General features: G+C 69.6%; 21 protein-coding genes. 11 read left to right on the top strand and 10 right to left on the bottom strand.

Going from position 1 to position 21,650, the window contains the following annotated elements:
• Positions 1–21 precede the first annotated feature (21 nt).
• From ACTWLI_RS04680 to ACTWLI_RS04665, 4 genes are all read right to left on the bottom strand, one after another.
• Entirely contained in the window at positions 22–1,170 is a 1,149-nt protein-coding gene (locus tag ACTWLI_RS04680) for a YihY/virulence factor BrkB family protein (RefSeq protein WP_445155507.1), read from the bottom strand.
• 81 nt (positions 1,171–1,251) lie between these two features.
• Positions 1,252–1,848: a DUF3618 domain-containing protein gene (locus tag ACTWLI_RS04675; protein WP_445155506.1), complete on the bottom strand. Its 597-nt coding sequence runs from the start codon at positions 1,846–1,848 to the stop codon at positions 1,252–1,254.
• A 15-nt stretch (positions 1,849–1,863) separates the two neighbouring features.
• Entirely contained in the window at positions 1,864–2,265 is a 402-nt protein-coding gene (locus tag ACTWLI_RS04670) for a phage holin family protein (RefSeq protein ID WP_445156120.1), read from the bottom strand.
• Between the two features lie 26 nt (positions 2,266–2,291).
• The gene (locus tag ACTWLI_RS04665) at positions 2,292–3,170 is read right to left on the bottom strand and encodes a hypothetical protein (RefSeq protein ID WP_445155505.1); all 879 of its coding nucleotides are present in this window, start codon (positions 3,168–3,170) and stop codon (positions 2,292–2,294) included.
• A 181-nt stretch (positions 3,171–3,351) separates the two neighbouring features.
• Here ACTWLI_RS04665 and ACTWLI_RS04660 point away from each other — a divergent pair, with 181 nt between their 5' ends.
• Positions 3,352–4,308 carry a spermidine synthase gene (locus ACTWLI_RS04660; RefSeq protein ID WP_445155504.1) on the top strand — a complete coding sequence of 319 codons (957 nt, stop codon included), beginning with the start codon at positions 3,352–3,354 and terminating at the stop codon, positions 4,306–4,308.
• Between the two features lie 28 nt (positions 4,309–4,336).
• On the opposite strand, the gene ACTWLI_RS04655 is transcribed toward ACTWLI_RS04660, so the two are convergent.
• Positions 4,337–5,254, bottom strand: coding sequence for a LysR family transcriptional regulator (locus tag ACTWLI_RS04655; protein WP_445155503.1), 918 nt, complete (start codon positions 5,252–5,254; stop codon positions 4,337–4,339).
• 133 nt (positions 5,255–5,387) lie between these two features.
• Between ACTWLI_RS04655 and ACTWLI_RS04650 the strand changes: the two genes are divergently transcribed.
• Together ACTWLI_RS04650 and ACTWLI_RS04645 are read left to right on the top strand one after the other, a co-directional pair.
• Positions 5,388–6,764: an MFS transporter gene (locus ACTWLI_RS04650; protein ID WP_445155502.1), complete on the top strand. Its 1,377-nt coding sequence runs from the start codon at positions 5,388–5,390 to the stop codon at positions 6,762–6,764.
• Between the two features lie 76 nt (positions 6,765–6,840).
• Complete coding sequence (locus ACTWLI_RS04645; RefSeq protein WP_445155501.1) at positions 6,841–7,590, top strand: 3-hydroxybutyrate dehydrogenase; 750 nt, start codon at positions 6,841–6,843, stop codon at positions 7,588–7,590.
• A 124-nt stretch (positions 7,591–7,714) separates the two neighbouring features.
• On the opposite strand, the gene ACTWLI_RS04640 is transcribed toward ACTWLI_RS04645, so the two are convergent.
• Positions 7,715–7,978 carry a hypothetical protein gene (locus ACTWLI_RS04640; RefSeq protein WP_445155500.1) on the bottom strand — a complete coding sequence of 88 codons (264 nt, stop codon included), beginning with the start codon at positions 7,976–7,978 and terminating at the stop codon, positions 7,715–7,717.
• A 334-nt stretch (positions 7,979–8,312) separates the two neighbouring features.
• Here ACTWLI_RS04640 and ACTWLI_RS04635 point away from each other — a divergent pair, with 334 nt between their 5' ends.
• The 4 genes from ACTWLI_RS04635 to ACTWLI_RS04620 all read left to right on the top strand — a co-directional run bounded on the left by ACTWLI_RS04635 (position 8,313) and on the right by ACTWLI_RS04620 (position 13,140).
• Positions 8,313–9,284: an IclR family transcriptional regulator gene (locus ACTWLI_RS04635; protein ID WP_445155499.1), complete on the top strand. Its 972-nt coding sequence runs from the start codon at positions 8,313–8,315 to the stop codon at positions 9,282–9,284.
• A gap of 46 nt (positions 9,285–9,330) precedes the next feature.
• Positions 9,331–11,028 (top strand): urocanate hydratase, encoded by a 1,698-nt coding sequence (locus ACTWLI_RS04630; RefSeq protein WP_445155498.1) that lies wholly within the window; start codon positions 9,331–9,333, stop codon positions 11,026–11,028.
• A gap of 117 nt (positions 11,029–11,145) precedes the next feature.
• The gene (gene hutH / locus ACTWLI_RS04625; protein ID WP_445155497.1) at positions 11,146–12,738 is read left to right on the top strand and encodes a histidine ammonia-lyase; all 1,593 of its coding nucleotides are present in this window, start codon (positions 11,146–11,148) and stop codon (positions 12,736–12,738) included.
• A 165-nt stretch (positions 12,739–12,903) separates the two neighbouring features.
• Positions 12,904–13,140: a hypothetical protein gene (locus tag ACTWLI_RS04620; RefSeq protein ID WP_445155496.1), complete on the top strand. Its 237-nt coding sequence runs from the start codon at positions 12,904–12,906 to the stop codon at positions 13,138–13,140.
• An 83-nt stretch (positions 13,141–13,223) separates the two neighbouring features.
• Here ACTWLI_RS04620 and ACTWLI_RS04615 read toward each other — a convergent pair whose 3' ends face one another.
• On the bottom strand, positions 13,224–13,460 hold the full coding sequence (locus tag ACTWLI_RS04615) for a hypothetical protein (protein WP_200947914.1): 237 nt from the start codon (positions 13,458–13,460) through the stop codon (positions 13,224–13,226).
• Between the two features lie 190 nt (positions 13,461–13,650).
• Here ACTWLI_RS04615 and ACTWLI_RS04610 point away from each other — a divergent pair, with 190 nt between their 5' ends.
• Positions 13,651–14,955, top strand: a complete 1,305-nt coding sequence (locus tag ACTWLI_RS04610) for a cation:proton antiporter (RefSeq protein WP_445155495.1) — start codon at positions 13,651–13,653, stop codon at positions 14,953–14,955.
• 46 nt (positions 14,956–15,001) lie between these two features.
• Here ACTWLI_RS04610 and hutG read toward each other — a convergent pair whose 3' ends face one another.
• Together hutG and ACTWLI_RS04600 are read right to left on the bottom strand one after the other, a co-directional pair.
• Complete coding sequence (hutG, locus tag ACTWLI_RS04605) at positions 15,002–15,970, bottom strand: formimidoylglutamase (RefSeq protein ID WP_445155494.1); 969 nt, start codon at positions 15,968–15,970, stop codon at positions 15,002–15,004.
• A 169-nt stretch (positions 15,971–16,139) separates the two neighbouring features.
• A complete protein-coding gene (locus ACTWLI_RS04600; RefSeq protein WP_445155493.1) occupies positions 16,140–17,582 on the bottom strand; it encodes an NCS2 family permease in 1,443 nt (480 codons plus the stop codon).
• A 113-nt stretch (positions 17,583–17,695) separates the two neighbouring features.
• Between ACTWLI_RS04600 and ACTWLI_RS04595 the strand changes: the two genes are divergently transcribed.
• Positions 17,696–18,370, top strand: coding sequence for a copper resistance CopC family protein (locus tag ACTWLI_RS04595; RefSeq protein WP_445155492.1), 675 nt, complete (start codon positions 17,696–17,698; stop codon positions 18,368–18,370).
• 46 nt (positions 18,371–18,416) lie between these two features.
• On the opposite strand, the gene ACTWLI_RS04590 is transcribed toward ACTWLI_RS04595, so the two are convergent.
• Complete coding sequence (locus ACTWLI_RS04590; protein WP_445156119.1) at positions 18,417–19,070, bottom strand: FAD-binding protein; 654 nt, start codon at positions 19,068–19,070, stop codon at positions 18,417–18,419.
• A 285-nt stretch (positions 19,071–19,355) separates the two neighbouring features.
• Here ACTWLI_RS04590 and ACTWLI_RS04585 point away from each other — a divergent pair, with 285 nt between their 5' ends.
• Positions 19,356–20,390, top strand: coding sequence for a universal stress protein (locus ACTWLI_RS04585; protein WP_445155491.1), 1,035 nt, complete (start codon positions 19,356–19,358; stop codon positions 20,388–20,390).
• Between the two features lie 113 nt (positions 20,391–20,503).
• Positions 20,504–21,595: a LolA family protein gene (locus tag ACTWLI_RS04580; protein WP_445155490.1), complete on the top strand. Its 1,092-nt coding sequence runs from the start codon at positions 20,504–20,506 to the stop codon at positions 21,593–21,595.
• Positions 21,596–21,650 lie beyond the last annotated feature (55 nt).

Raw genomic sequence — 21,650 nt, 5'->3', positions numbered from 1 at the left:
CGCCTAGGCCCGGCCGTACGCCTAGTCCCGCGACCGGTCCCGCGCCTGATCCCGTCCCAGATCCTGGGCTGCCGCGTCGGCGCTGTGCTCTTCGCGGAGCTCCCGGCCGCGGCGGATGTCCTCCTCTTCCTTGGCCTGCAGCTTGTCGCTCTTTTTGGTGTCCCGGGGCGGCAGCTGGATGGTTTCCTCGGCCGCGATGCCGGCCTGGAGCTGGCGTCCGCGCTCGGTTTCGGCGTCGAACTCCGCGCCGAAGAGCAGCGACATGTTCAGGATCCAGAGCCAGAGCAGCGCGATGATCACACCGCCGATGGCCCCGTAGGTCTTGTTGTAGCTGCTGAAGTTGGCGACGTAGAAGCCGAAGGCCAGGGAGGCCAGCAGGAACACCACGAGGGCGATGGCCGAGCCCATGCTCATCCAGCGGAACTTCGGCTGCTTGACGTTGGGGGTGGCGTAGTACAGCAGGGCGATCGCGAGGATGACGAGGACCAGCATCACCGGCCACTTGGCGATGTTCCACACGGCCAGGAAGGCGTCGCCCAGGCCGAGGAGGTTGCCGACGGATTCGGCGACGGGACCGCTGAGTACCAGCATCGCGGCCAGCACGACCACAATCAGCAGGTTGACCAGGGTGACGCCGAGGATGGTCCCGCGCAGCTTGATGAAGGTCCGGCCCTCATCGATTTCGTAGACCCGGTTCATGGCCCGGGAGAACGCGCCGACGTAGCCGGACGCGGACCACAGAGCGGTAAGCAGGCCGATGACCAGCGTCAGGCCGGCCGCGGAGGAGCTGGCCAGTTCCTCGACCACCGAGCGGAGCGTGTCCACGGTCTGGCCGGGGGCGATGCCCTGGACGACGTCGAGCAGCGCCGAAGTGGTCTTCTTAGGATCCCCGAACAACCCGAGCAGGGACACCAGCGCCAGCAGGGCGGGGAAGAGAGAGAGCACCGCGTAATAGGTCAGCGAAGCGGCGAGGTCCGGGCACTGGTCCTTGGTGAACTCCCGCAGGGTCTTCTTCGCAATGTATTTCCAGGACGGCTTCGTCACCTCCGACGGGCTGTCGGGCTTGCGCGCGTCCTCGGGAGCGGGTGCGGTGCGGGCTTTGGCGGTGCTGCTTTCGGTGGTCTCGGCGTCCATGGAGCCAGTTTCCGCGCTGGTGGTGTTCTTGGCCATCGCAATCTTCTTTCGTGGTTAAGCGCAGCGGCCGGTCGCCCTTCGCGTCAGCGGGGGCAACCGGCCGTCTACCGGGTCGGATCAGGCCTGCTGGACGTTGTCCTTGGCGTCCGCCGCGCGGTCCTTTACGTCGGAGACGGCGCTCTGGCCTTCCCCCTTGACGTTCTGGGCGGCGTCGGTGGCCGTGGCCTTGACGTTCTCCATGGCTTCCTGGGCCGGTTCCCGAAGCCCTTCGGCGACGTTCTTGGCCGCGTCGGTCAGCTCCGTGGTGAGCGGCTCGGCCGCCGACTTCAGGGCGTCGGCGGCTTCCCGTTCCTTGGTGCTCGCCGGGATCAGCGAGGACACCAGCAGGCCGGCGCCGAAGGCGATCAGCCCTGCGGCGAGCGGGTTGCCCTGGGCCTTCGCCTTCACCTGGTGCGGTGCATCGGCGACGGCGGAACCGGCGTCGCTCAGGTGGGACGCGGCGCTGCCGCCGGCGGAGTGGACGTTTCCGGCGGTGTGGTCGGCGGCTCCCATGACTTTCTCCTTCACTCCGAAGACGGCGTCTTTCACCTTGTCCGTCTGGCGGTGGACGATGTTCGACGGGGTGACCTTGTCAGCCACGGCGTCAACGTTGGTTCCGAGCCGGGCGCGGGTAGCTTCAATGTCGGCGCGGATTGCATCAGGGTTCTCACTCATTGTGTCTTCCTCGCTTTAGTGGCTGGGCTTGAGGGTCGGGGGGATTTCCTGGATCGTCTCGGCGGTCTGGGGCATGCCCTTGATCGCCTTGATTTCCTTGCGGCCGATCGAGGCCAGGACGGCGGCGATGATGCCCCAGATGACCGCGACAATGACGCCGGACCACCCGAGCCCCATCAGTGTTCCCAGTCCCCACCAGAGGGCGAGGGAAAGGAACAGCAGGACGAAGTGGCCTGCGACGCCGGCGCCGGCGAGCATGCCGCCGCCCTTGCCGGCGCGGCTGGTGGTCTGTTTCAGTTCGGCCTTGGCCAGTTCCACTTCCTGACGCATCAGGGTGGACATGTCGCGGGTGACCTCACCGAGCAGGTCGCCCAGGGAGGTGGTTTCCGCCTTGACGTGGGCCTCCGTGGGAGGCATCGGGGTGCCCGTGGGCATGTCGGCGCTCATCGATTGCCTCCGTCGAACGGATCCTTACGGTCGGGGTCGATGGCCGGATCGACACGGTAGGGGTCGGCAGCGAGCGGATCGTTCGCCCACGGATCGGCTGCGGTTCCGGAACCCTCCAGCGGGCTGGGCGGGTAGGTTTCGGCGCCCGTGGCCGCCGGGTAGGCGCCGGCGGTGCCCGCCGTCGTCGTCTCCGGGTAGGTCACCGGCGGCGGCGGCACGGCGACGCCGGCATCCGGAACCCGGGTGAACGGGGCGGCGTGCTGCGGGCCGGCCTGGGTGGTGCCCGTGGTAGCCGTCTCCGGCGCTCCGGCGCTCAGGCTCCGGCTCAACCGGCCGGCCAGGATGCCGGCGCCGGCGGCGGCGAGCAGGAAGGTGCCGGGACGCTGCCGGGCGAAGGACTTCACCTCGTTCAGGAGCGATCCCGGGTCCCGGTTGTCGAGCCAGGACGCCACGGAGGAGGACCGCTCGGCGGCCTGGCGGATCAGGTCGGTGGCGACACCGGGCTGCTCCGAGGAATCAGCCATGCTGTGCAGTTCGCTGGAGATCGAGCGAAGGCCCTCGGCGGCCTTCTGCTGCTGGGTTCCCGCCTGGGCGGTGAGGTCGGTCCGCGCCTGGTGCAGGAGATCCTTGGCGTTGCTCTTGACCTCCCCGGCGACGTTGGCCGCTTCGGCCTTGGCGGTTTCGGTGACGTTCTGGGCTGCATCCGCGGCCTGTCGGGTCACTTCGCCGGCCTCGCCCTTGGCGGTGTCGGTCTTCGAGGACGTCCCGGTGGAAGCGGTCGGGAACGTCGAGGTCTGCCGCAGGTCCGGCTCCGTCCCCTGCACCGTAGCGGGGGTGCCGTAGCTGCCGTCCTGGGGCCACTGGTTCTCTGTCATCGTCGCTCTCTTTCCCTGTAGATCTGCCGCTGGCGGTGAAACCAGCAGCGGCGAACTCGAATAGTAAGCATGATTACTATCGAATGATAAGCACGCTTCCAATTTGTTTTCAAGAACAATCCGAAAATCGTCCGGACGAGGGCGGCTAGGGTAAGAGCATGAGTACGACGGCGGACGGCTGATGGCCAAGCGGGGGAGGGCGGCCGGCCGCAGCGCGGCAAGTCCCACGCCCGGAGTGGTGGAGCTGCCGCGGGGTTCGCGGCCGGACGGACCCGTCGCGGGCGTGTACTACATCGACACCGGAGACTGCGAGCTGGTCCCGGACCAGGACAATTCGACCGGCTGGCTGCTGCGGATCAACGGCGTGATGAGCTCGCACATCGACCTCGCGGACCCCCTGTTCCTGGACTTCGAGTACATGCGCTGGATCGCCGCGCTGGTGGAATCACGCTGGCCGCCGGCGGACCGGCCCCGACTGCGCGCCCTGCACCTGGGCGGCGGAGCCTGCTCGCTGGCCCGCTACTTCCACGCCGCCTACCCGGAAGCCCGCCAGGTGGTGGTGGAACTGGACGGCAAGCTCGCCGAGTACGTCCGCGGCTGGTTTGACCTGCCCAAGGCGCCCCTGCTGCGCCTGCGGGTCGGGGAGGCCCGCGAGGTCACCGAGTCCCTGACGGCGCAGACACGCGACCTCATCATCCGTGACGTCTTCGCCGGTTCCCTGACGCCGCGGCCGCTCACGACGAGCGAATTCACCGCGCACGCCAAACGCGTCCTGGCTCCGGACGGGATCTACGTGGTGAATTCCGGCGACGCCCCGGCCCTGGCCAACGCCCGCGAGGACGCCGCCACCATCGCGGCAGCGTTCGCCCACGCGGTGATCATCGCCGACCCGGCCATGCTCAAGGGCCGGCGCTACGGCAACATGATCATCGCCGGCAGCGACGCGCCCCTCGGCGCCGATCCCGGCCTCGCCCGGCGCCTGCTCGGCGGCGCGGTCCCCGCCCACATCTGGGACGACGCGAAGGTCCGGGCCTTCGCCGCCGGCGCCATGGTCCGCCACGACCCGCCGGCTCCGCCGGCCCTGGGCGCGCAGGCCGCCGCGCCGCCGGGCGCTCCGCCGTCGTCGACCGCCCCGTAGCGGCCCTTATGCGGCCCCTGCGCGGCGTCTACGGAGCAATCGTTCCGGCCCCGCCGCGGCCCAGCAGCGCCTCGCGGTGCGCCTCGGTCTGCTCGCGCAGGGCCTGGACGACGGCGGCGACGGCCGGCCGGCGCATCGAGTCGGGGCGCAGGACCATCCAGTAGGGGAGCAGTTCGGCGAACTCCTCCGGCAGGAGCCGGACCAGGTCCGGGTGCAGGTCCGCGGCAAAACAGGGCAGGAAGCCGATTCCCGCGCCCGCGCGGGTGGCCTCCACGTGCACGAAGACGTTGGTGGAGCTCAATCCGTCGCGCATGGTCGGCACCAGCCGCCGCGGGGCGTCGAGGTCATCCACCTGCAGCATCGAGTCGACAAAGTAGACCAGCGGATGCGCCTTCAGTTCGTCCACCGACGTCGGGGTCCCGTACTCGGCCAGGTAGCTCCGGGAGGCGTACATGCCCAGCATGTAATCGCCCAGCCGGGCCGCCTCCGCCCGGTGCACCTGCGGCTCGCCGACCACCACCTCGATGTCCAGGCCGGAGCGCTGCTGCAGTGCCCGCCGGGTGACCGTGATGATCTCCACGCTGAGCCCGGGGTGGTGCCGGCGCAGCCGGGCCACCGCGGGCGCCGCAATGTAGGCGCTGAACCCGTCTGTGGCCGTCATGCGCACGACGCCGGTGACCGGGTCCGGCGTCGTCCCCGGCTTCTCCAGCGAACGCACCGCGCCCTCGACCTGCTCGGCCACGGCAACCGCGGCGGCGCCGAGTTCGGTCAACTCCCAGCCTCCGGAGGCCCGGGAGAGCACCCGCCCGCCGAGGGCCTTTTCCAGCGCCGCGATCCGCCGCGAGACGGTGGTGTGGTTCAGCCCCAGCACCTGCGCCGCCGTCGTGAACTTCGCCGAACGGGACACCGCCAGCAGCACCAGGAGATCGTCGGGATTCGCATTCATATCTGCAATTCTGCACATAGCCGGTGCCCGTTTGGCCATTGAATCGCAGAAAATGTGCGGCAATACTCGATAAGGCCCATTTTCAGTGCCGTGCATCACAGCGCGTGTCATCGTGGACACTAAGGAGAACTACATGAGCGTAGACCAACGCTCCGCAACACCCCCCGCCGCAGCCGCCAAGGGCGCCGGCCTCAAGAAAATCGTCGCCGCCTCGATGGTCGGAACCGTCGTGGAATGGTACGAATTCTTCCTCTACGCCACCGCCGCCACCCTGGTCTTCGGCAAATACTTCTTCCCCGCTACGGGCAACGAGCTCGATGGCATCATCCAAGCGTTCCTGACCTACGCCGTCGGCTTCGTGGCCCGCCCGCTGGGCGGCATCGTCTTCGGCCAGATCGGCGACAAGCTCGGCCGCAAACCCACCCTGCAGCTGACCATCGTCATCATCGGCGTCTCCACCTTCCTGATGGGCTGCCTTCCGGGCTTCGCGGAACTGGGCTACCTCGCCCCGGCCCTGCTGGTCTTCCTGCGCTTCATCCAGGGCTTCGCGCTGGGCGGCGAATGGGGCGGCGCCGTGCTGCTCGTGGCCGAACACAGCCCGAACGCCTCCCGCGGGTTCTGGTCCAGCTGGCCGCAGGCCGCCGTGCCGGTCGGAAACCTGCTGGCCACCCTGGTCCTGTTCATCATGTCCAACGTCCTCAGCGCCGCCGACTTCCTCGGCTGGGGCTGGCGCGTGGCGTTCTGGCTGTCCGCCGTGATCGTGTTCGTCGGCTACTACATCCGCACCCACGTCTCCGAGGCTCCGATCTTCCTGGAGGCCAAGGCCCAGCTCGAGCAGGAACAGGCCGTCAGCTACGGCGTCCGCGAAGTCATCCGCAAATACCCCAAGGGCATCCTCCAGGCCATGGGCCTGCGGTTCGCGGAAAACATCATGTACTACCTCGTGGTCAGCTTCGCCATCGTCTACCTCAAGAGCGTGCACAAGTACGACACCTCCTCGCTGCTGCTGGCGCTGCTGATCGCCCACGTCATCCACTTCCTGGTCATCCCGCAGGTCGGCCGGCTCGTGGACAGCTGGGGCCGCAAGCCGGTCTACCTGGTCGGGGCCATCAGCGGGGCCTCCTGGCCGTTCTTCGCCTTCCCGATGTTCGACACCCGCAACCCGGCCATCATCGTGCTCGCCGTGACGATCGGCCTGTGCCTGCACGCGTTCATGTACGCCGGCCAGCCCGCCCTGATGTCCGAGCTGTTCCCGACGCGGATGCGCTACGCCGGCGTCTCGCTGGGCTCCCAGGTCACCTCGATCTTCGCCGGCTCGCTGGCGCCCCTGCTGGCCACCGCATGGCTCAAGGACACCGGCTCCTGGCTGCCGACGGCCATCTACCTCGTGGTGGCCTGTGCCATCACCACGGCGGCCGTCCTCAGCCTGAAGGAAACCAAGGGCATCGCCCTGGAGGACGTGGACCGGGCCGACGCCGAACGCGAGGGACTGGTCCCGGCCGGACGCTGAACTGCTTGACTCGTCACCGGAGGTCGGTGGACCGTTTGACTCGAACCGTGTGTCTCTACGAATGGAAGGCTGGGTAATGGAAAATTCACTCAATGGCCGAAAGGCCCTGGTTACCGGCGGCGCGGGCGGGATCGGCGCGGCCAGCGTCCGCGCCCTGGCAGCGCGGGGAGCAAAGGTGGTGGTTGCCGACGTCGACGAAGCCGCGGCGTCCGCCCTCGCCGACGAGGTCGGCGGCACCGCCTGGGCGGTGAACCTGCTCGACGTCGACGCCCTGCAGACGCTCAGCCTGGACTGCGACATCCTGGTCAACAACGCCGGGATCCAGCGGATCAGCGCGATCGAGGACTTTGATCCGGCGGACTTCCGCCGCCTGATCACCCTCATGCTCGAAGCCCCGTTCCTGCTGATCCGGGCCGCGCTGCCGCACATGTACGCCAACAACTTCGGCCGGATCATCAACCTGTCCTCGGTCCACGGGCTGCGGGCGTCACCGTTCAAGAGCGCCTACGTCTCCGCCAAGCACGGCCTGGAAGGGCTTAGCAAGGTGACGGCGCTGGAAGGCGGCGCGCACGGCGTGACGTCCAACTGCATCAACCCCGGCTACGTCCGCACGCCGCTGGTCGAGTCGCAGATCGCGGACCAGGCCAAGGTCCACGGCATCCCGGAGTCGGAGGTGCTGGCCAAGATCATGCTCACCGAGGCGGCCGTCAAGCGGCTGGTCGAGCCCGAGGAAGTCGCGTCGCTGGTCGCGTGGCTGGCTTCGAACGACGCCGGCATGGTGACGGGCGCCAGCTACACCATGGACGGCGGCTGGTCCGCCCGGTAAATCCCGGCACCCCCGCCCCGCCACTGGAACCCGTCCGGACGTCAGCGTCCGGGCGGGTTCCGGCGTTGCGGTGCCCTGCACATCCTGTTGCACGGCCGCCCGGCCGCCCTGGCCGCTCCGGTAATCAGCGGAGGGCTTCGACGTCACGGTGGTCGAAATAGACCAGGGTGCCGGCCGGAGTGCCCGGGATGCGCAGCCCGACAAACGGCGCCCGGATGACCGTGACGGTTCCGGTGCGGCGGCCATTGAACGGGTCGTCCCCGGTGACCACGTCGCCGATCCGGAAGGGCGGGTGCGCCCCGCGGAGGCGGCCGGCTGCCCGCCCCAGGAAGCGTACGACGCGCGCCGCCGGCTGAAGAGGTGCGGGATGTGCTGAGGAAATGCCCATCGGACGGCTCCTTGCCTGCGAACGACGTTCATTCGCGGGGGACCGGAACGGGTGGACGGGCTCCCCAGCCTTGCCGCCTGTGTTCCGGTGCCCCCGTTCCGCAAGCGTAGGGACAAGGCACACCAGTAACACGAGTAACATTTACCTCTTCTTTTCAGAGGGCTACTTGGCCCGCGGCCGAACATACTCAAGTGGTTGCCTCCCGGACGCGGCAGCGCCAGGCATCGTCTGGTATTACAGACACCGCGATCAACCCTCGTGCCGCCTGGGCCCGGAGCCGGGTGCATCCTTAAGTACGGGATACCGGACACCACTCGACGCCGAAGAGGACCACATGACTGCAGCCACCCCGCCCCGGGAAACGCCCGGCACCGCGCCCAGGCAGGCCGCCAGGCCGGTCGCCAGAGCCGCTTCCAAGGTGCCGGCGGCCGAAAATACGCTGCGCATCCTAAAACTGCTGGCCTCAAAACGCGGGCCGATGGCGGCGTCGAACATCGCCACCACGCTGGGGCTGCCGCGGTCCAGCGTCTACCACCTGCTCGGCGTGATGGAGGCGAACGGCTTTGTGCTGCACCTGCACGAGGAGCAGCGCTACGGCCTTGGCATCAGCGCCTTCGAACTCAGCTCCGCCTACTCCCGCCAGGAGCCGCTCTCCAGGCTCGGCCGGCCCATGCTCGCCTCGCTTGTGGACGTGATCGGAGAGAGCGCCCATCTGGCCGTCCTGCACGGACGGGACGTGCTGTACATCGTCGAGGAACGGGCGAAAAACCGCCCCTCGCTGGTGACCGACGTCGGCGTCCGGCTGCCCAGCCACCTCACCGCGAGCGGCCGCGCCATCCTGGCCGCGCTGCCGAAATCCCAGGTCCGGGCGCTGTACCCGAACGCCGCGGCCTTCAGTTCCCGGCACGAGACCGAATCGCCGATAACCAAGTACTCCACGCTGTCCTCGCACCTGGACCAGGTCCGGCAGCGCGGCTACGCCACCGAGCACGGCGAGGTCACCCCGGGCTTCGGCTCGATCGCGGCCGCCGTCACGGACCACACCGGCTGGCCGACGGCCGCCGTCGCCGTGACGTTCCTGGAGGACAAGCTGCCCGCGGACCAATGGCCGGTGCTGGCCGCGCGGATCAAGAAAGTCGCCGACGAGCTCTCGCTCAGGATCCACGGACGCCGGAGCCCGCCGGACCGCAGTAGCTCCGGCGCGCGGCCGCCGAAGCGCATCCAGCCCGCGTCAGGCGGGTCTGGTATCCCGGACAGTGCCGTCCGAAACCCTCTGTTTGCGGGGTTCAGGACAGGCTTTAGTTGATACAGAACCTCTTCCCGGAACCACACGAGACAACGAAGGAGCCCCCATGGCACCCGCCGATTTCACCACCGGTGCCCGCCCGGTCAAAGCAGCCCGCGGCACCGAGCTCACCGCCAAGAGCTGGCAGACCGAAGCCCCGCTGCGCATGCTGATGAACAACCTGGACCCCGAGGTCGCCGAACGCCCCGATGACCTGGTGGTCTACGGCGGCACCGGCCGCGCGGTCCGGTCCTGGGCCGCGTTCGACGCCATCACCCGCACCCTGGAAACCATGGAAAAGGATGAGACCCTGCTGGTGCAGTCCGGCAAGCCCGTCGGCGTCTTCCGCACCAACGAATGGGCCCCCCGGGTGCTGCTGGCCAACTCCAACCTCGTCGGCGACTGGGCCACCTGGCCCGAATTCCGCCGGCTCGAGACCGAGGGCCTGATGATGTACGGCCAGATGACCGCCGGGTCCTGGATCTACATCGGCACCCAGGGCATCCTGCAGGGCACCTTCGAGACGTTCGCCGCGATCGCCCGCAAACTCACCGGCGACGAGAACGGCACCCTCGCCGGCACGCTGACCCTCACCGGCGGCTGCGGCGGCATGGGCGGCGCGCAGCCGCTCGCCGTGACCCTCAACGAGGGCGCCTGCCTGATCGTCGACGTCGACGAGACCAGGCTGCGCCGCCGCGCCGGCAAACGCTACCTCGACGAGGTCGAAACCGACCTCGACGCCGCAATCGCCAAGGTCCTGAAGGCCAAGGAAGAGCGCCGCGGCTGGTCCGTGGGCTACGTCGGCAACGCCGCCGAGGTCTTCCCCGAGATCCTGCGCCGGCACAACGCCGGCGAGCTCACCGTGGACATCGTCACGGACCAGACCTCGGCCCACGACCCGCTGAGCTACCTGCCCGAGGGCATCACGGTCGAGGAATGGCACCGCGAAGCCGCGGCCGACCCGGAAGGCTTCACCAAGAAGGCCCAGGCCTCGATGGCCCGGCACGTCCAGGCCATGGTCGAGTTCCAGGACGCCGGCGCCGAGGTCTTCGACTACGGCAACTCGATCCGCGACGAGGCCCGCAAGGGCGGCTACGAGCGCGCCTTCGAATTCCCCGGCTTCGTCCCGGCCTACATCCGCCCGCTGTTCTGCGAGGGCCTGGGCCCGTTCCGCTGGGTGGCCCTCTCCGGTGACCCCGAGGACATCGCGGTCACTGATGCGGCGATCAAGGAGCTCTTCCCGGAGAACAAGCACCTGCACCGCTGGATCGACGCCGCCGCCGAGCGGGTCGAATTCGAGGGCCTGCCGGCGCGGATCTGCTGGCTGGGCTACGGCGACCGCGCCAAGGCCGGGCTGCTGTTCAACCAGCTCGTCAAGGACGGCAAGGTCAAGGCGCCCATCGTGATCGGCCGCGACCACCTCGACTCCGGCTCCGTCGCCTCCCCGTACCGTGAAACCGAGGCCATGGCCGACGGCTCCGACGCGGTCGCCGACTGGCCGTTGCTGAACGCCCTGCTCAACACCGCCTCCGGCGCCACCTGGGTCTCCCTGCACCACGGCGGCGGCGTCGGCATCGGCCGTTCGATCCACGCCGGCCAGGTCTCCGTCGCCGACGGCACCGACCTCGCGGCGCAGAAGCTCGAACGCCTCCTCACCAACGACCCCGGCATGGGTGTCATCCGCCACGCCGACGCCGGTTACGACCGCGCCGTCGAAGTCGCCAAGGAACGCGGCGTCCGCATCCCCATGAGCGAATCCCGCTAACCCAGCCCCCATCGCCGTCGATTGCTCCGTAATCGCCGTTTTGAGCCCTCAAAAGGGCACCTACGGAGCAATCGACGAGGCTCCCAGGACCACACCCTCAAATTCAGGAAGGTCGAAATGACCGTCACAACCCACGAACCGCTCACCGTCACCCTCGGTTCCAGCGGCGTCACCCCCGAGGACGTCGTCGCCGTCGCCCGCCACGGCGCGCACGTGACCATCGCCCAGGACGCCCTCGACGCCGTCGCGAAAGTCCGCGCGCACATTGACGACCTCGCCCACAGCGAGGTCCCGGCCTACGGGATCTCCACCGGCTTCGGCGCCCTGGCCAACCGGCACATCCCGACCGAACTGCGCACCCAGCTGCAGAAGTCCCTGATCCGCAGCCACGCCGCCGGCATGGGTCCGGCGGTGGAACGCGAAGTGGCCCGCGGCATCATGTTCCTGCGCGCCAAGACCCTCGCCTCCGGCCGCACCGGCGTCCGGCCTGTAGTGCTGCAGACCATGGTCGATGTCCTGAACGCCGGCATCACCCCGGTGGTCCGCGAGTTCGGGTCGCTCGGCTGCTCCGGCGATCTCGCCCCGCTCTCCCATGTGGCCCTCGTGCTGATGGGCGAAGGCGAAGCCACCGGCCCCGACGGCGAACTGTACGGCGCCGCCGGAACACGGCCGGTCGCCGAGCTGCTCGCCGCGCACGGCATCGAGCCGGTGACCCTGGCCGAGAAGGAAGGCCTCGCGCTGGTCAACGGCACCGAGGGCATGCTGGGCATGCTGCTGATGGCCATCGCGGACCTCCGCCAGCTGCTCACGACGGCGGACATCACCGCCGCGCTCAGCGTCGAGGCGCTGCTCGGCACCGACCAGGTGTTCCTGCCCGAGCTGCACGCCGCGCTCCGCCCGCACCCGGGGCAGGCCGCGTCCGCGGACAACATGCTGCGGGTGCTCGCCAACTCCCCGATCGTGGCCTCGCACCGGGTCAACGACACCCGGGTCCAGGACGCCTACTCGCTGCGCTGCGCCCCCCAGGTGGCCGGAGCGGTCCGCGATACCGTCGACCACGCCGCCCTCGTGGCCTCCCGCGAGTTGGCCGCCGCGATCGACAACCCGGTGGTCCTGCCGGACGGGCGGGTCAGCTCCAACGGCAACTTCCACGGTGCCCCGGTGGCCTACGTGCTGGACTTCCTTGCCGTCGCCGTCGCCGACCTGGGCTCCATCGCCGAGCGCCGCACCGACCGGATGCTGGACCCGGCCCGCTCGCACGGCCTGCCAGCCTTCCTGGCCGCGGATCCCGGCGTCGATTCGGGCCTGATGATCGCCCAGTACACCCAGGCCGGGCTGGTCTCGGACAACAAGCGGCTGGCCGTCCCGGCATCGGTGGACTCGATCCCGAGCTCGGCGATGCAGGAGGACCACGTGTCGATGGGCTGGCACGCTGCCCGCAAACTCCGCCGCGCGGTGGAGAACCTGCGGCGGATCCTGGCCATCGAGCTGGTGACCTCCGCCCGGGCCCTGGATATCCGCACCCAGCTCTCCGGCGGCGAACTGACGCCGGGCCCGGCCGGGTCCGCCGTTATCGCGGCGCTCCGCGAGGTCGTCGAGGGCCCGGGCACCGACCGGTTCCTCTCGCCCGAGCTGGAAGCCGCGGATCGGCTGGTCGGTTCCGGCGCGGTCCGCGCAGCCGCCGAATCCGCCGTCGGAAATCTGGCCTGAAAACAAAGAAAATACGGGGCGGAACGACATTTCCGGTCCGGGCGTAAATGTTCGGCAACACGGCGGGCGCCGGCGCCGGAAATGTAGTAGGAATATGACCAAGACCACACCAATGACGTTGTGGCACAAAACTACAAACAGGAACCTACAAAGGGGTAGAAGTTCATGAAAGCACGCGGGACGGTTCTGTCCAGGCGCACGGCGTTCGCCGCCACGGTAACCGACTGGAAGAGCCTGCGGGCCGGGGACCGGGTGGAGATCGTCAAGCACGCGCAGGTTCTGGCGGCCGGGGACGTGGAGGAAGTGTCCTCCAGCGGCAACGTGCTCTGGCTGGTGCCCGAGGCGCCGTCGGAGGCACAGTTGTTCCTCAAGTCCGACGGCGTCCAGGTGCGGCGGAGCTAGGCGGCAACAACAAAAGGCAGGGGTCGGCGGGGAATGATCCCCGCCGGCCCCTGCCTCGTCTGCCCCAGGTGGGACCGGTGGAACTACGCGGCGGCAGCCTCGCGGGTTTCGCCGAAGGGAACCGTCTCGTCGAGCGCCACGGTGTACGCGCCCGGCTCGTGCCGGGTGACGGTGATCCCGCAGCGGCGGTCCCGGGCGGCCGAGGCGATCAGCGTGTTGACGGCGTTTTCGAGGCCATGGTGGACCTCGTGGGCGCTGGCGAACGAGAGCTTGATGGACGTGGCCTCGGAGGCCTCGGTCCGCATGGTGTGTGTGTTCATAAACTGGTCTTTCCTAGAATCAGGCCGGTTGGCCACCCTCTATTCTAATGGCTGCGGCGTGGCGTCCCAGCCTTGGGCGGATAGTGTGCAGTCAGCGGTATATCTTGGGGAGTGAGGGGCGCCGTTCTGTCTGGAACGGCGCCCCGACCCATTCCGGGGACGCTCCCGGTCGCGGCAGGAGGGCGTACCCATGTTTGAAGGACCCAGCGTCGCGTTCGTTGCGGCGGGAATCGCGGTTTTCGTCGCGGCCGTGCTGCCCAAGCTGCTGCGCAACATGCCGCTCTCGATGCCCATGGTGTTCCTGGGCGCGGGCATGCTGGCATTCACCCTGATGCCCGGCCTGCCCAACCCGGACCCCCTGCAGCACGGGGAGTTCGTCACGCACCTGACCGAGGTCTGCGTCATCATCTCGCTCATGGGCGCCGGGCTGGCGCTGGACCGGCCCGTGGGGCTCCGCCGCTGGTCGACGACCTGGCGGATGCTGGGCCTGGCCATGCCGCTGTGCATCATCGGGCTGACCCTGCTCGGGCTCTGGTTCCTGGGACTCGGCCTCGGCGCAGCGCTCCTCGTCGCGGCCGCGCTGGCCCCGACCGACCCCGTGCTGGCCTCCGAGGTGCAGGTGGGGGAACCGGCCGACGAGGATGAGGCAACCGAGCGCGAGGATGAGATCCGCTTTGGGCTGACCTCCGAAGCCGGGCTGAACGACGGGCTCGCCTTCCCGTTCGTCTACCTGGCCATCGCCATCAGCTTTGTCGGCGCCGCGCCGTCGGGCTGGCTGGGGAACTGGCTGGCCGTGGACGTGCTTTGGCGGATCGTGATCGGCGTGCTGCTGGGCATTGGTACCGGGAAGCTCCTGGGCCGGCTGTTCTTCTCCGCCCGGCATGAGAGCATCCGGCTGTCCAACCACTCCGAGGGGTTCGTCGCGCTGGCGGCGACGTTCCTGGCCTACGGTGTGACGGAGCTTGCCGAGGGGTACGGCTTTGTCGCCGTCTTTGTCTGCGCCGTCACCATCCGTGCCGCCGAACGCACCCACGGGTTCCACCGGGTCATGCACTCCTACGTGGAGCAGCTCGAGCGGCTTCTGACCGTGGTGATCCTGGTCCTGTTGGGCGGGGCGATTGCCCGCGGCCTGCTGGCCGGGATCGGGTGGGCCGAGGTGCTGGTGGCGCTGGCCTTCCTGTTGCTGGTGCGCCCGCTGGCCGGCTGGATCGGACTGGCCCGGGGCAAGACCGGGCCGCGGGAACGGATCGCCATCGCCTTCTTCGGAATCCGCGGCATCGGCTCGCTCTACTATCTTGCCTTCGCCCTGGGCCACGGGAACTTCGGCGCCCAGGCCCAGGAGCTCTGGGCCTTCGTGGCCCTCGTGGTGGCGATGTCCATCGTGCTGCACGGGGCCACCACCGCGCCGGTGATGAACCGGCTGGACCGGCTGCGCGAGCGCCGCGCGGTGGAAAAGCACGGCGACGAGGGCCAGGCCCCGCATACGGCCATCTGAGCGGCCCCTCCGGCGGCGCGGGGCGGCGGTCCGCCGGCCCCGGCGGCTACCGCAGCAGCGTGTTGACCAGCCGCGCGGCGACCTTCCCGGTGCGGCCGTCGACGTCGAATTCGGGGTTCAGTTCCGCGACGTCCAGGTGCAGCAGCTTCCCGCTCGCAGCAATCTGGCGGCAGACGGCGCTGATCACCGGCAGCGGGACGCCGTAGGCCGCGGGCGCGCTGACGCCCGGCGCCACGGATGCCGGCAGCACGTCGAGGTCGATCGTCAGGTGCACGGCATCCACCTGCGCGAGGAACGCGGCCACGAAAGCCTGCGCCGCCTCCGCGGAGCAGTCCTCATCCAGCAGGTAGTCCACGTCCAGTTCCGCAGCGGTCCGGAACAGCGCGGCGGTGTTGTTCGGTTCGGAGATCCCGACGACGGCGTACGTCAGTTCCCGGCCCGCGGCGGCCTCGGCCCGGGCCATCTGCAGGAACGGGGTGCCGGAGCTGGGTACCGGCTCGTCGCGGAGGTCGAAGTGGGCATCGAGGTTCAGCACGCCCACCCGGAGGCCTTCGCGGACCGCGGCGGAGCCGGCCACGCCCAGGTAGCTCGCGAACGCGGTCTCGTGGCCGCCGCCCAGGACCACGGGGAGGGCGCCGGCGTCGAGCAGCCCCGTGATGGCGAGCCCGGCGCGCGCCTGCCCGGCCTCCAGCGCGTCGCCGGCCACGGTGACGTCGCCGGCGTCGTGGACGTCGCGGTCGAGGTGGAAGGCGAGCGGGGACAGTGCCGCCCGGAGAGCTGCCGGGGCCGCCGCCGCCCCTGCCCGGCCCTTGTTGCGCCGCACGCCGGCGTCGCTGCCGAAACCGAGGATGACGGCGGGCCGGGCGCCGGCCTGGCCGGGCCCGCGGTGCTGCGTCGAAGGCTGGGCGAAGGGCGTCACGGCCTGCCACCAGCGGCGGTGTTCGGCGCCGTCGCCGTCGAACCTCCCGGTCCAGGGCTGCGGCGGAACATCGACGGTAGTGGTGGCGGAAGGCATGCTCCAAGCTCACAGCAGGCCGGGCCGGAAAACCAGCAGCGCCGCCGTCGGAGTGTCCGAAATCCCGGAAACTCCCTTAAATGCCGCCGAGATGACAGTTCACCGCAGTGTTTTCGAGAAACACTGCCGCGATCTGTCATCTCGGCGGAGGGGACGGCGCGCGGGGATCCTAGTGGATGCCGAGCGCCGCCTCGATCGGACCGATGCCGAAGAACAGCAGGAACGCGGCGGCCACGGCCCACATCAGCGGGTGCACTTCGCGGGCGCGGCCCTGGAAGAGGCGGATCAGCACGAAGGAGATGAAGCCGGCGCCGAGGCCGTTGGCGATCGAGTAGGTGAACGGCATGAGGGTGAAGGTCAGGAAGGCGGGGATCGCGATGCCCCAGTCCTGCCAGTCGATCTTGCCGACCTGGGAGACCATCATGAAGCCGACGACGACGAGCGCCGGAGCCACGGCCTCGAACGGGACGAGGTTGATCAGCGGGGTGAAGAACATGGCGACCAGGAACAGCAGGCCGGTGACGATCGAGGCCAGGCCGGTGCGGGCGCCTTCGCCGATGCCGGCGCCGGATTCAACGTAGATCTGGTTGGAGGACACGGACGCGCCGCCGCCGACGATCGCGCCGAGGGCATCGATCTGCAGCACACGGTCCACGTTCGGGATGTTGCCGTCCTTGTCGATGGTGCCGGCCTCGGTGGCCAGGCCCACCATGGTGCCCATGGCGTCGAAGAAGATGCTCAGCAGGATCACGAAGGCCAGCAGGGTCGCGGCCACGAAACCGAGGTGTTCGAACGCGCCGAACGGGTTGGCCTTGCCGATCAGGGACAGGTCAGGTGCGGCCCACTCGGTGAACTTCGGGGCCACCAGGGACCAGCCCTGCGGGTTGAAGTTCTTGCCGTCGAAGCTGGGCCCGATGTGCAGGGTGAATTCCAGGATCACGGCGAGGATGGTGGAGGTGACGATGCCGATCAGGATGGCGCCCTTGACCTTCCGCACCACGAGGGCGATGGTGAGGACCAGGCCGACGACGAACACCAGCGTGGGCCAGCCCAGGAGCTTGCCGTCGAAGCCAAGGCCGACCGGGACCGTGGTGCCGGCGACGTCGGGGATGCGGCGGACGAAGCCGGCGTTGACCAGGCCGATCAGGGCGATGAACAGGCCGATGCCGACCACGATCGCCGTCTTCAGCCCCTCCGGAACGGCCTTGAAGACCGCGGTCCGGAAGCCCGTGAGCACCAGGATCAGCATGGTGACGCCGGAGAGGACCACCAGGCCCATCATGTCCGGCCAGGTCAGGCCCGGGTTGGTCGCGACGGTGACCGCGACGAAGGCGTTGACGCCCAGCCCGGTGGCCAGGGCGAAGGGATGCTTGGCCCAGGCGCCCATCAGGATGGTCAGGATGCCGGCCGCGAAGGCGGTGACGGCTGCCACTGCCGGGAACCCGAGCGTGCCGCCGGAGGAATCGGCGCCGGAGAGGATCAGCGGATTGAGCACCACGATGTAGCTCATGGCGAAGAAGGTGGCGAACCCGCCGCGGATTTCGCGCGAGAAGTTCGACCCCCGCTCGGAAATCTTGAAATACCGGTCGAGTGCAGAGCCCTGCTTAAGCATTGGTCCTCCGGGAGGGAAAAAGGGTGTCACCTAAATCCTATTAGGCCCGGGCGCACCGCCCCGCCAATCTCGCCTAGTCTGTAAGGAAGCCAACATCAAGGAGTGCCTTCGTCATGCCCAGCATCCGCCAGCTTCCCCACGCCGTACTCAGGGCCATCCTTGCAGCCGCCGTCCTCCTGTCGGCAGTCCTGCTCGGAGCGGCGCCGGCGTCGGCGCACGACGCCGTCGGATCGACCAGCCCGGCCGACGGTGCGTCCGTTCCGGTCCCGCCGCAGCAGGTCGAACTCACCATGAGTGAGCCACCCCTGGCACTGGGCACCCAGGTCAAGGTCAGCGACGGCGCCGGCACCAACTGGGCCGACGGTGCGGTCGAGATCCAGGACAACGTGGTGTCCCAGAAGCTTAAGGAGGGCGCACCGGCCGGGGCCTTCACCGTGCAGTGGCGGGTATCCAGCTCCGACGGCCACCCCGTCGAGGGGACCTTCACCTTCACCGCGGCCGCACCGGCAAGCGGAAGCACGACGCCGGCCACGTCGCCGGCGGCCGGCACGGCCCCCGCGGCCGGCAATGTCCCCACGCTGGGAACCGCCCAGCCGGGAACCACCGTGGCGCCCACGCCGGCGCCCGACGCTTCGCAGCCCTTCCCGTGGAGCATTGTGATCTTCGTTGCCGTGGCCGTGGGCATCCTCGTGGCCCTGGGCCTGATGGCCAAGCGTCGCCTCGATGACCGGGGCGGCGACGACGGCGCGCGCGCCGGCAGCGCCCCGGGCGAGGGGCCGCGGGACTAACCAGGAGGCGGAGCCCGCGGGCTGAGCCCGGCCCGGGCTTCCGGGCCTAGGCGGGCAGTGCCAGCCCGCCCGGAAGCAGGGCGGGCATGCCGTCGGAGTTGACCTTCGCGGAGATGGCCTGGCCGACGAGCTTCGCCTGGCGCAGCACTTCCTTCGGCGTCGGGGTGATCAGCTCACCCACCCCGACAAGGTACATCCCGATGGCGTGCATGGCGGCCATGAGGTTCTGGCCGGCGGCCACGCCAAGCTCGGCCAGCATCCGCCGCAGCTGGCTGTGCGCGCAGCGGGTCAGCACCAGGTGGTCCGCGTAGAGGATACCGCCCGGGGTGCTGACCGCCCAGTGCTGGGCGGCATTCCCCGGGACGGGCAGCCCGTGTCCGCCGGCCAGCGGGCCGTCGGCGTCGAGGTGGTCCAGCTGCAGGGCGCGGACGTTGTTCCGGACATCAAGGTTGTGGCTGGCAGCGTAGTTCCGCAGGTGGCGCAGGATCTCGTTGCGCTCCCGGAGGGTGGCGGCGTCCGCCGCATCGCACCGCTGCAGCGACGAGGTGTTGGCCGGGTTGCCGGCGCCCAGCAGGTCGAGTCCGTCCACCACGATGGCTTCCACCCCGCGGCGCTGCAGCTCGCTGGCTACCGCCAGCCCGGACAGGCCGGTGCCGATTACCACGGCGCTGGTCCGCTCGATTCCGCCGCAAACAGGCATGCTCGACACTGCGGAGTCCTTCCTCGAATAACGCCGGTTCCGGGCCAATCCCGGAACGTCCTTCCCCGGCTGCCCAGCCGCGCTTCACCCGGAAGCGGCGATCTGAAAGACGAGTCTCGGTTTAGTAACGCCTCAGAGGATACCCAAGATTCTGCGCCCTGAACAGGGTTGCTCCGGGACCGGTTGTTTCCCCGTTTTCCGGCTCCCGGCGCCCTGCGCGCCGCACCGCGGCACTTCTGGCAGAATAGCCGCAACACAGCCACGAGACGCGAGGAGGCGGACCCCATGGCCCGAGAACAGGTGCACCCGGATTCGGCCGGAGACTCCGCTGGGGCGCGTTCGGCGCCAGGGGGCATCGTCGTCGGCGTGGATGGTTCCGACCACAGCCATTGCGCCCTCGTCTGGGCCGCCCGCGAGGCGCAGCGGCGGGGCCGTCCGCTCCACATCGTCACCGCCTACTCCGTGCCGGTCTTCGCCGCATCCGGCCTGGACGGCGGCTACGCCACGGTCGATGACTCCGTGATCCGCGAAGGAGCCGAGGCCATCCTGAAGCAGGCGCTGGACAAGGTGGCGCGGTACAGCATCGACGTCGACGCTTCGGTGGAAAACGGCGACGCCTCCGGGGTGTTGCTGGAGCTGTCAGAGAGCGCAGAACTGCTGGTGTTCGGCACCCGCGGCCGCGGCGGCTTCGTGGGCCGCCTCCTCGGCTCGGTCAGCAGCGCGCTTCCCGCCCACGCCAAGTGCCCCACGGTCACGGTGCCGCTGGTCTGCGGCGACCGGCTGGGCGAAACCACCGACGACAAACACGTCCGGGCCGAGCGGGAGAAGGCCGGCACCCAGCCGGTGGAAAACGTCGTGGTCGTCGGCGTGGACGGCTCGGACCAGGCCCGGGTTGCGGTGCTCGAAGCCGCGGCCCAGGCCGAACGCCTCTCCACGCCGCTGCGCCTGGTCTGCGCCGTGCCGCAGTACAGCGGATCGCTCGCCTGGGTGCCGGCCCCGATGGACCGCGAGGCCCTGTTCGCCGATATCCGGGTCCAGCTCGACGCCGGGGTGGCATGGCTCAAGAGCCACTTCCCCCGGCTGGAGGTCCAGACCGAACTGGTGGACGGCTCCCCGGTGGACATCCTCGTGGACGCCAGCCGGCATGTTGAACTCGTGGTGGTCGGCACCCGGGGCCGGGGCGGCTTCGCCGGAATGCTGCTCGGATCCACCTCCGACGGGATCCTGCACCACGCCAAGGGGCCGGTCATGGTCGTCCCGGACCGGGAGGACCCGCGGCTGGCCGACCGGCCCAGCTTCGGCCCGATGCTCGGCTCCTGACCGGCCACTGGCGGCGCCGGATCCGGCGCCGCCAGTGACGCCGCCCCCGGTGATCCCCGCCCGGGACAGGCGTAACCTTGAGGTATGAGCTGCCATGACGGAGCGCGGTCGTAATGACCCGCAAGTGGTTGCGCTGGCTGCCAGCCGCAACCGTTCCCGCTGTAATTGCCGCCGGGGTGCTGGCGGGTTCACTGCCGGCCAACGCCGGGGACCCGCTGCCCGACAAGTCACCTGCGCAGGTGCTGGCCCTGGTCACCGGGCACCGGGACGCGGCCTTCTCCGGAACCGTGGAGCAAACTTCCAGCCTGGGCCTGCCGGAACTGCCGCCGGCAAGCGCCGGGGGCGATACCGCCTGGCTGGAGCTCCTGACCGGGCCGCACACCGCCCGGGTCTACCGGGGCGGGCCGGAGCAGGCCCGGATCCAGGTCCTGGACCGGTTCGCCGAGCGGAACGTGGTCCGGAACGGGCAGGATCTCTGGTTCTACAACTCCAAGGACAACACCGCGGCGCATGCGAAGCTGCCGGCCGGTACCCGGCCGGAACCGCGCCAGGATGCCGTCCCCCAGCCGGACCGGCTCGCCGAGGCGCTGCTGGCCCGGCTCGGGCGCAGCAGTGACGTCACCGTCGGGCCCGAAGCCGAGGTTGCCGGCCGCGCGGCGTACCGGCTGGTGCTGACACCGCGGTCCTCCACCAGCCTGCTGGCTGCCGTGGAGATTTCGGTCGATGGCCGCAACGGCATGCCGCTGGGCGTGCAGGTGAAAGCCCGGGGACAATCGGAGCCGGCGTTCAGCGTCGCGTTCAGCAAACTCTCCCTCGAGGCCCCCGATGCCTCTGTCTTCCGGTTCAGCCCGCCCCAGGGTGCCGCCGTCAAGGAGTTGCCGGTGCCGGACCACAGGGCCGGAGACACGAAGCGGCCCGGCCCTAACGCGCACGGCAAGGTACATCCGAAGGGCGAGGCCAAGGTCAGTGGCACGGGTTGGGAGTCGGTCGTCGAACTGCCCGCGGGGGCGTTTGCCGCCGACGCAGCCCGGCAGCAGGGCGGCAACGGCGACGCCGCCGCGCTGCTGGCGAAGGCCGCGGTCCCCGTTCCCGGCGGCAAGCTGCTTTCCACCGCCTTGCTGAACGTGTTGATCCTCGACGACGGGCGCGTCCTGGCTGTCTCCGTCCCGCTGGAGCGGCTCCAGGCCGTGGCCGCCGGCCGGTGACCGGCGTCGGCCCCGCCGCGCCGGCGGCCACCGTCGCGGGGGTCGCGGTTCCTGA

The sequence above is a fragment of the Arthrobacter sp. Hor0625 genome, assembly GCF_052567525.1.
Note: the sequence above shows the minus strand (reverse complement) of the source record. Positions and strands in the feature narration are given on the sequence as shown.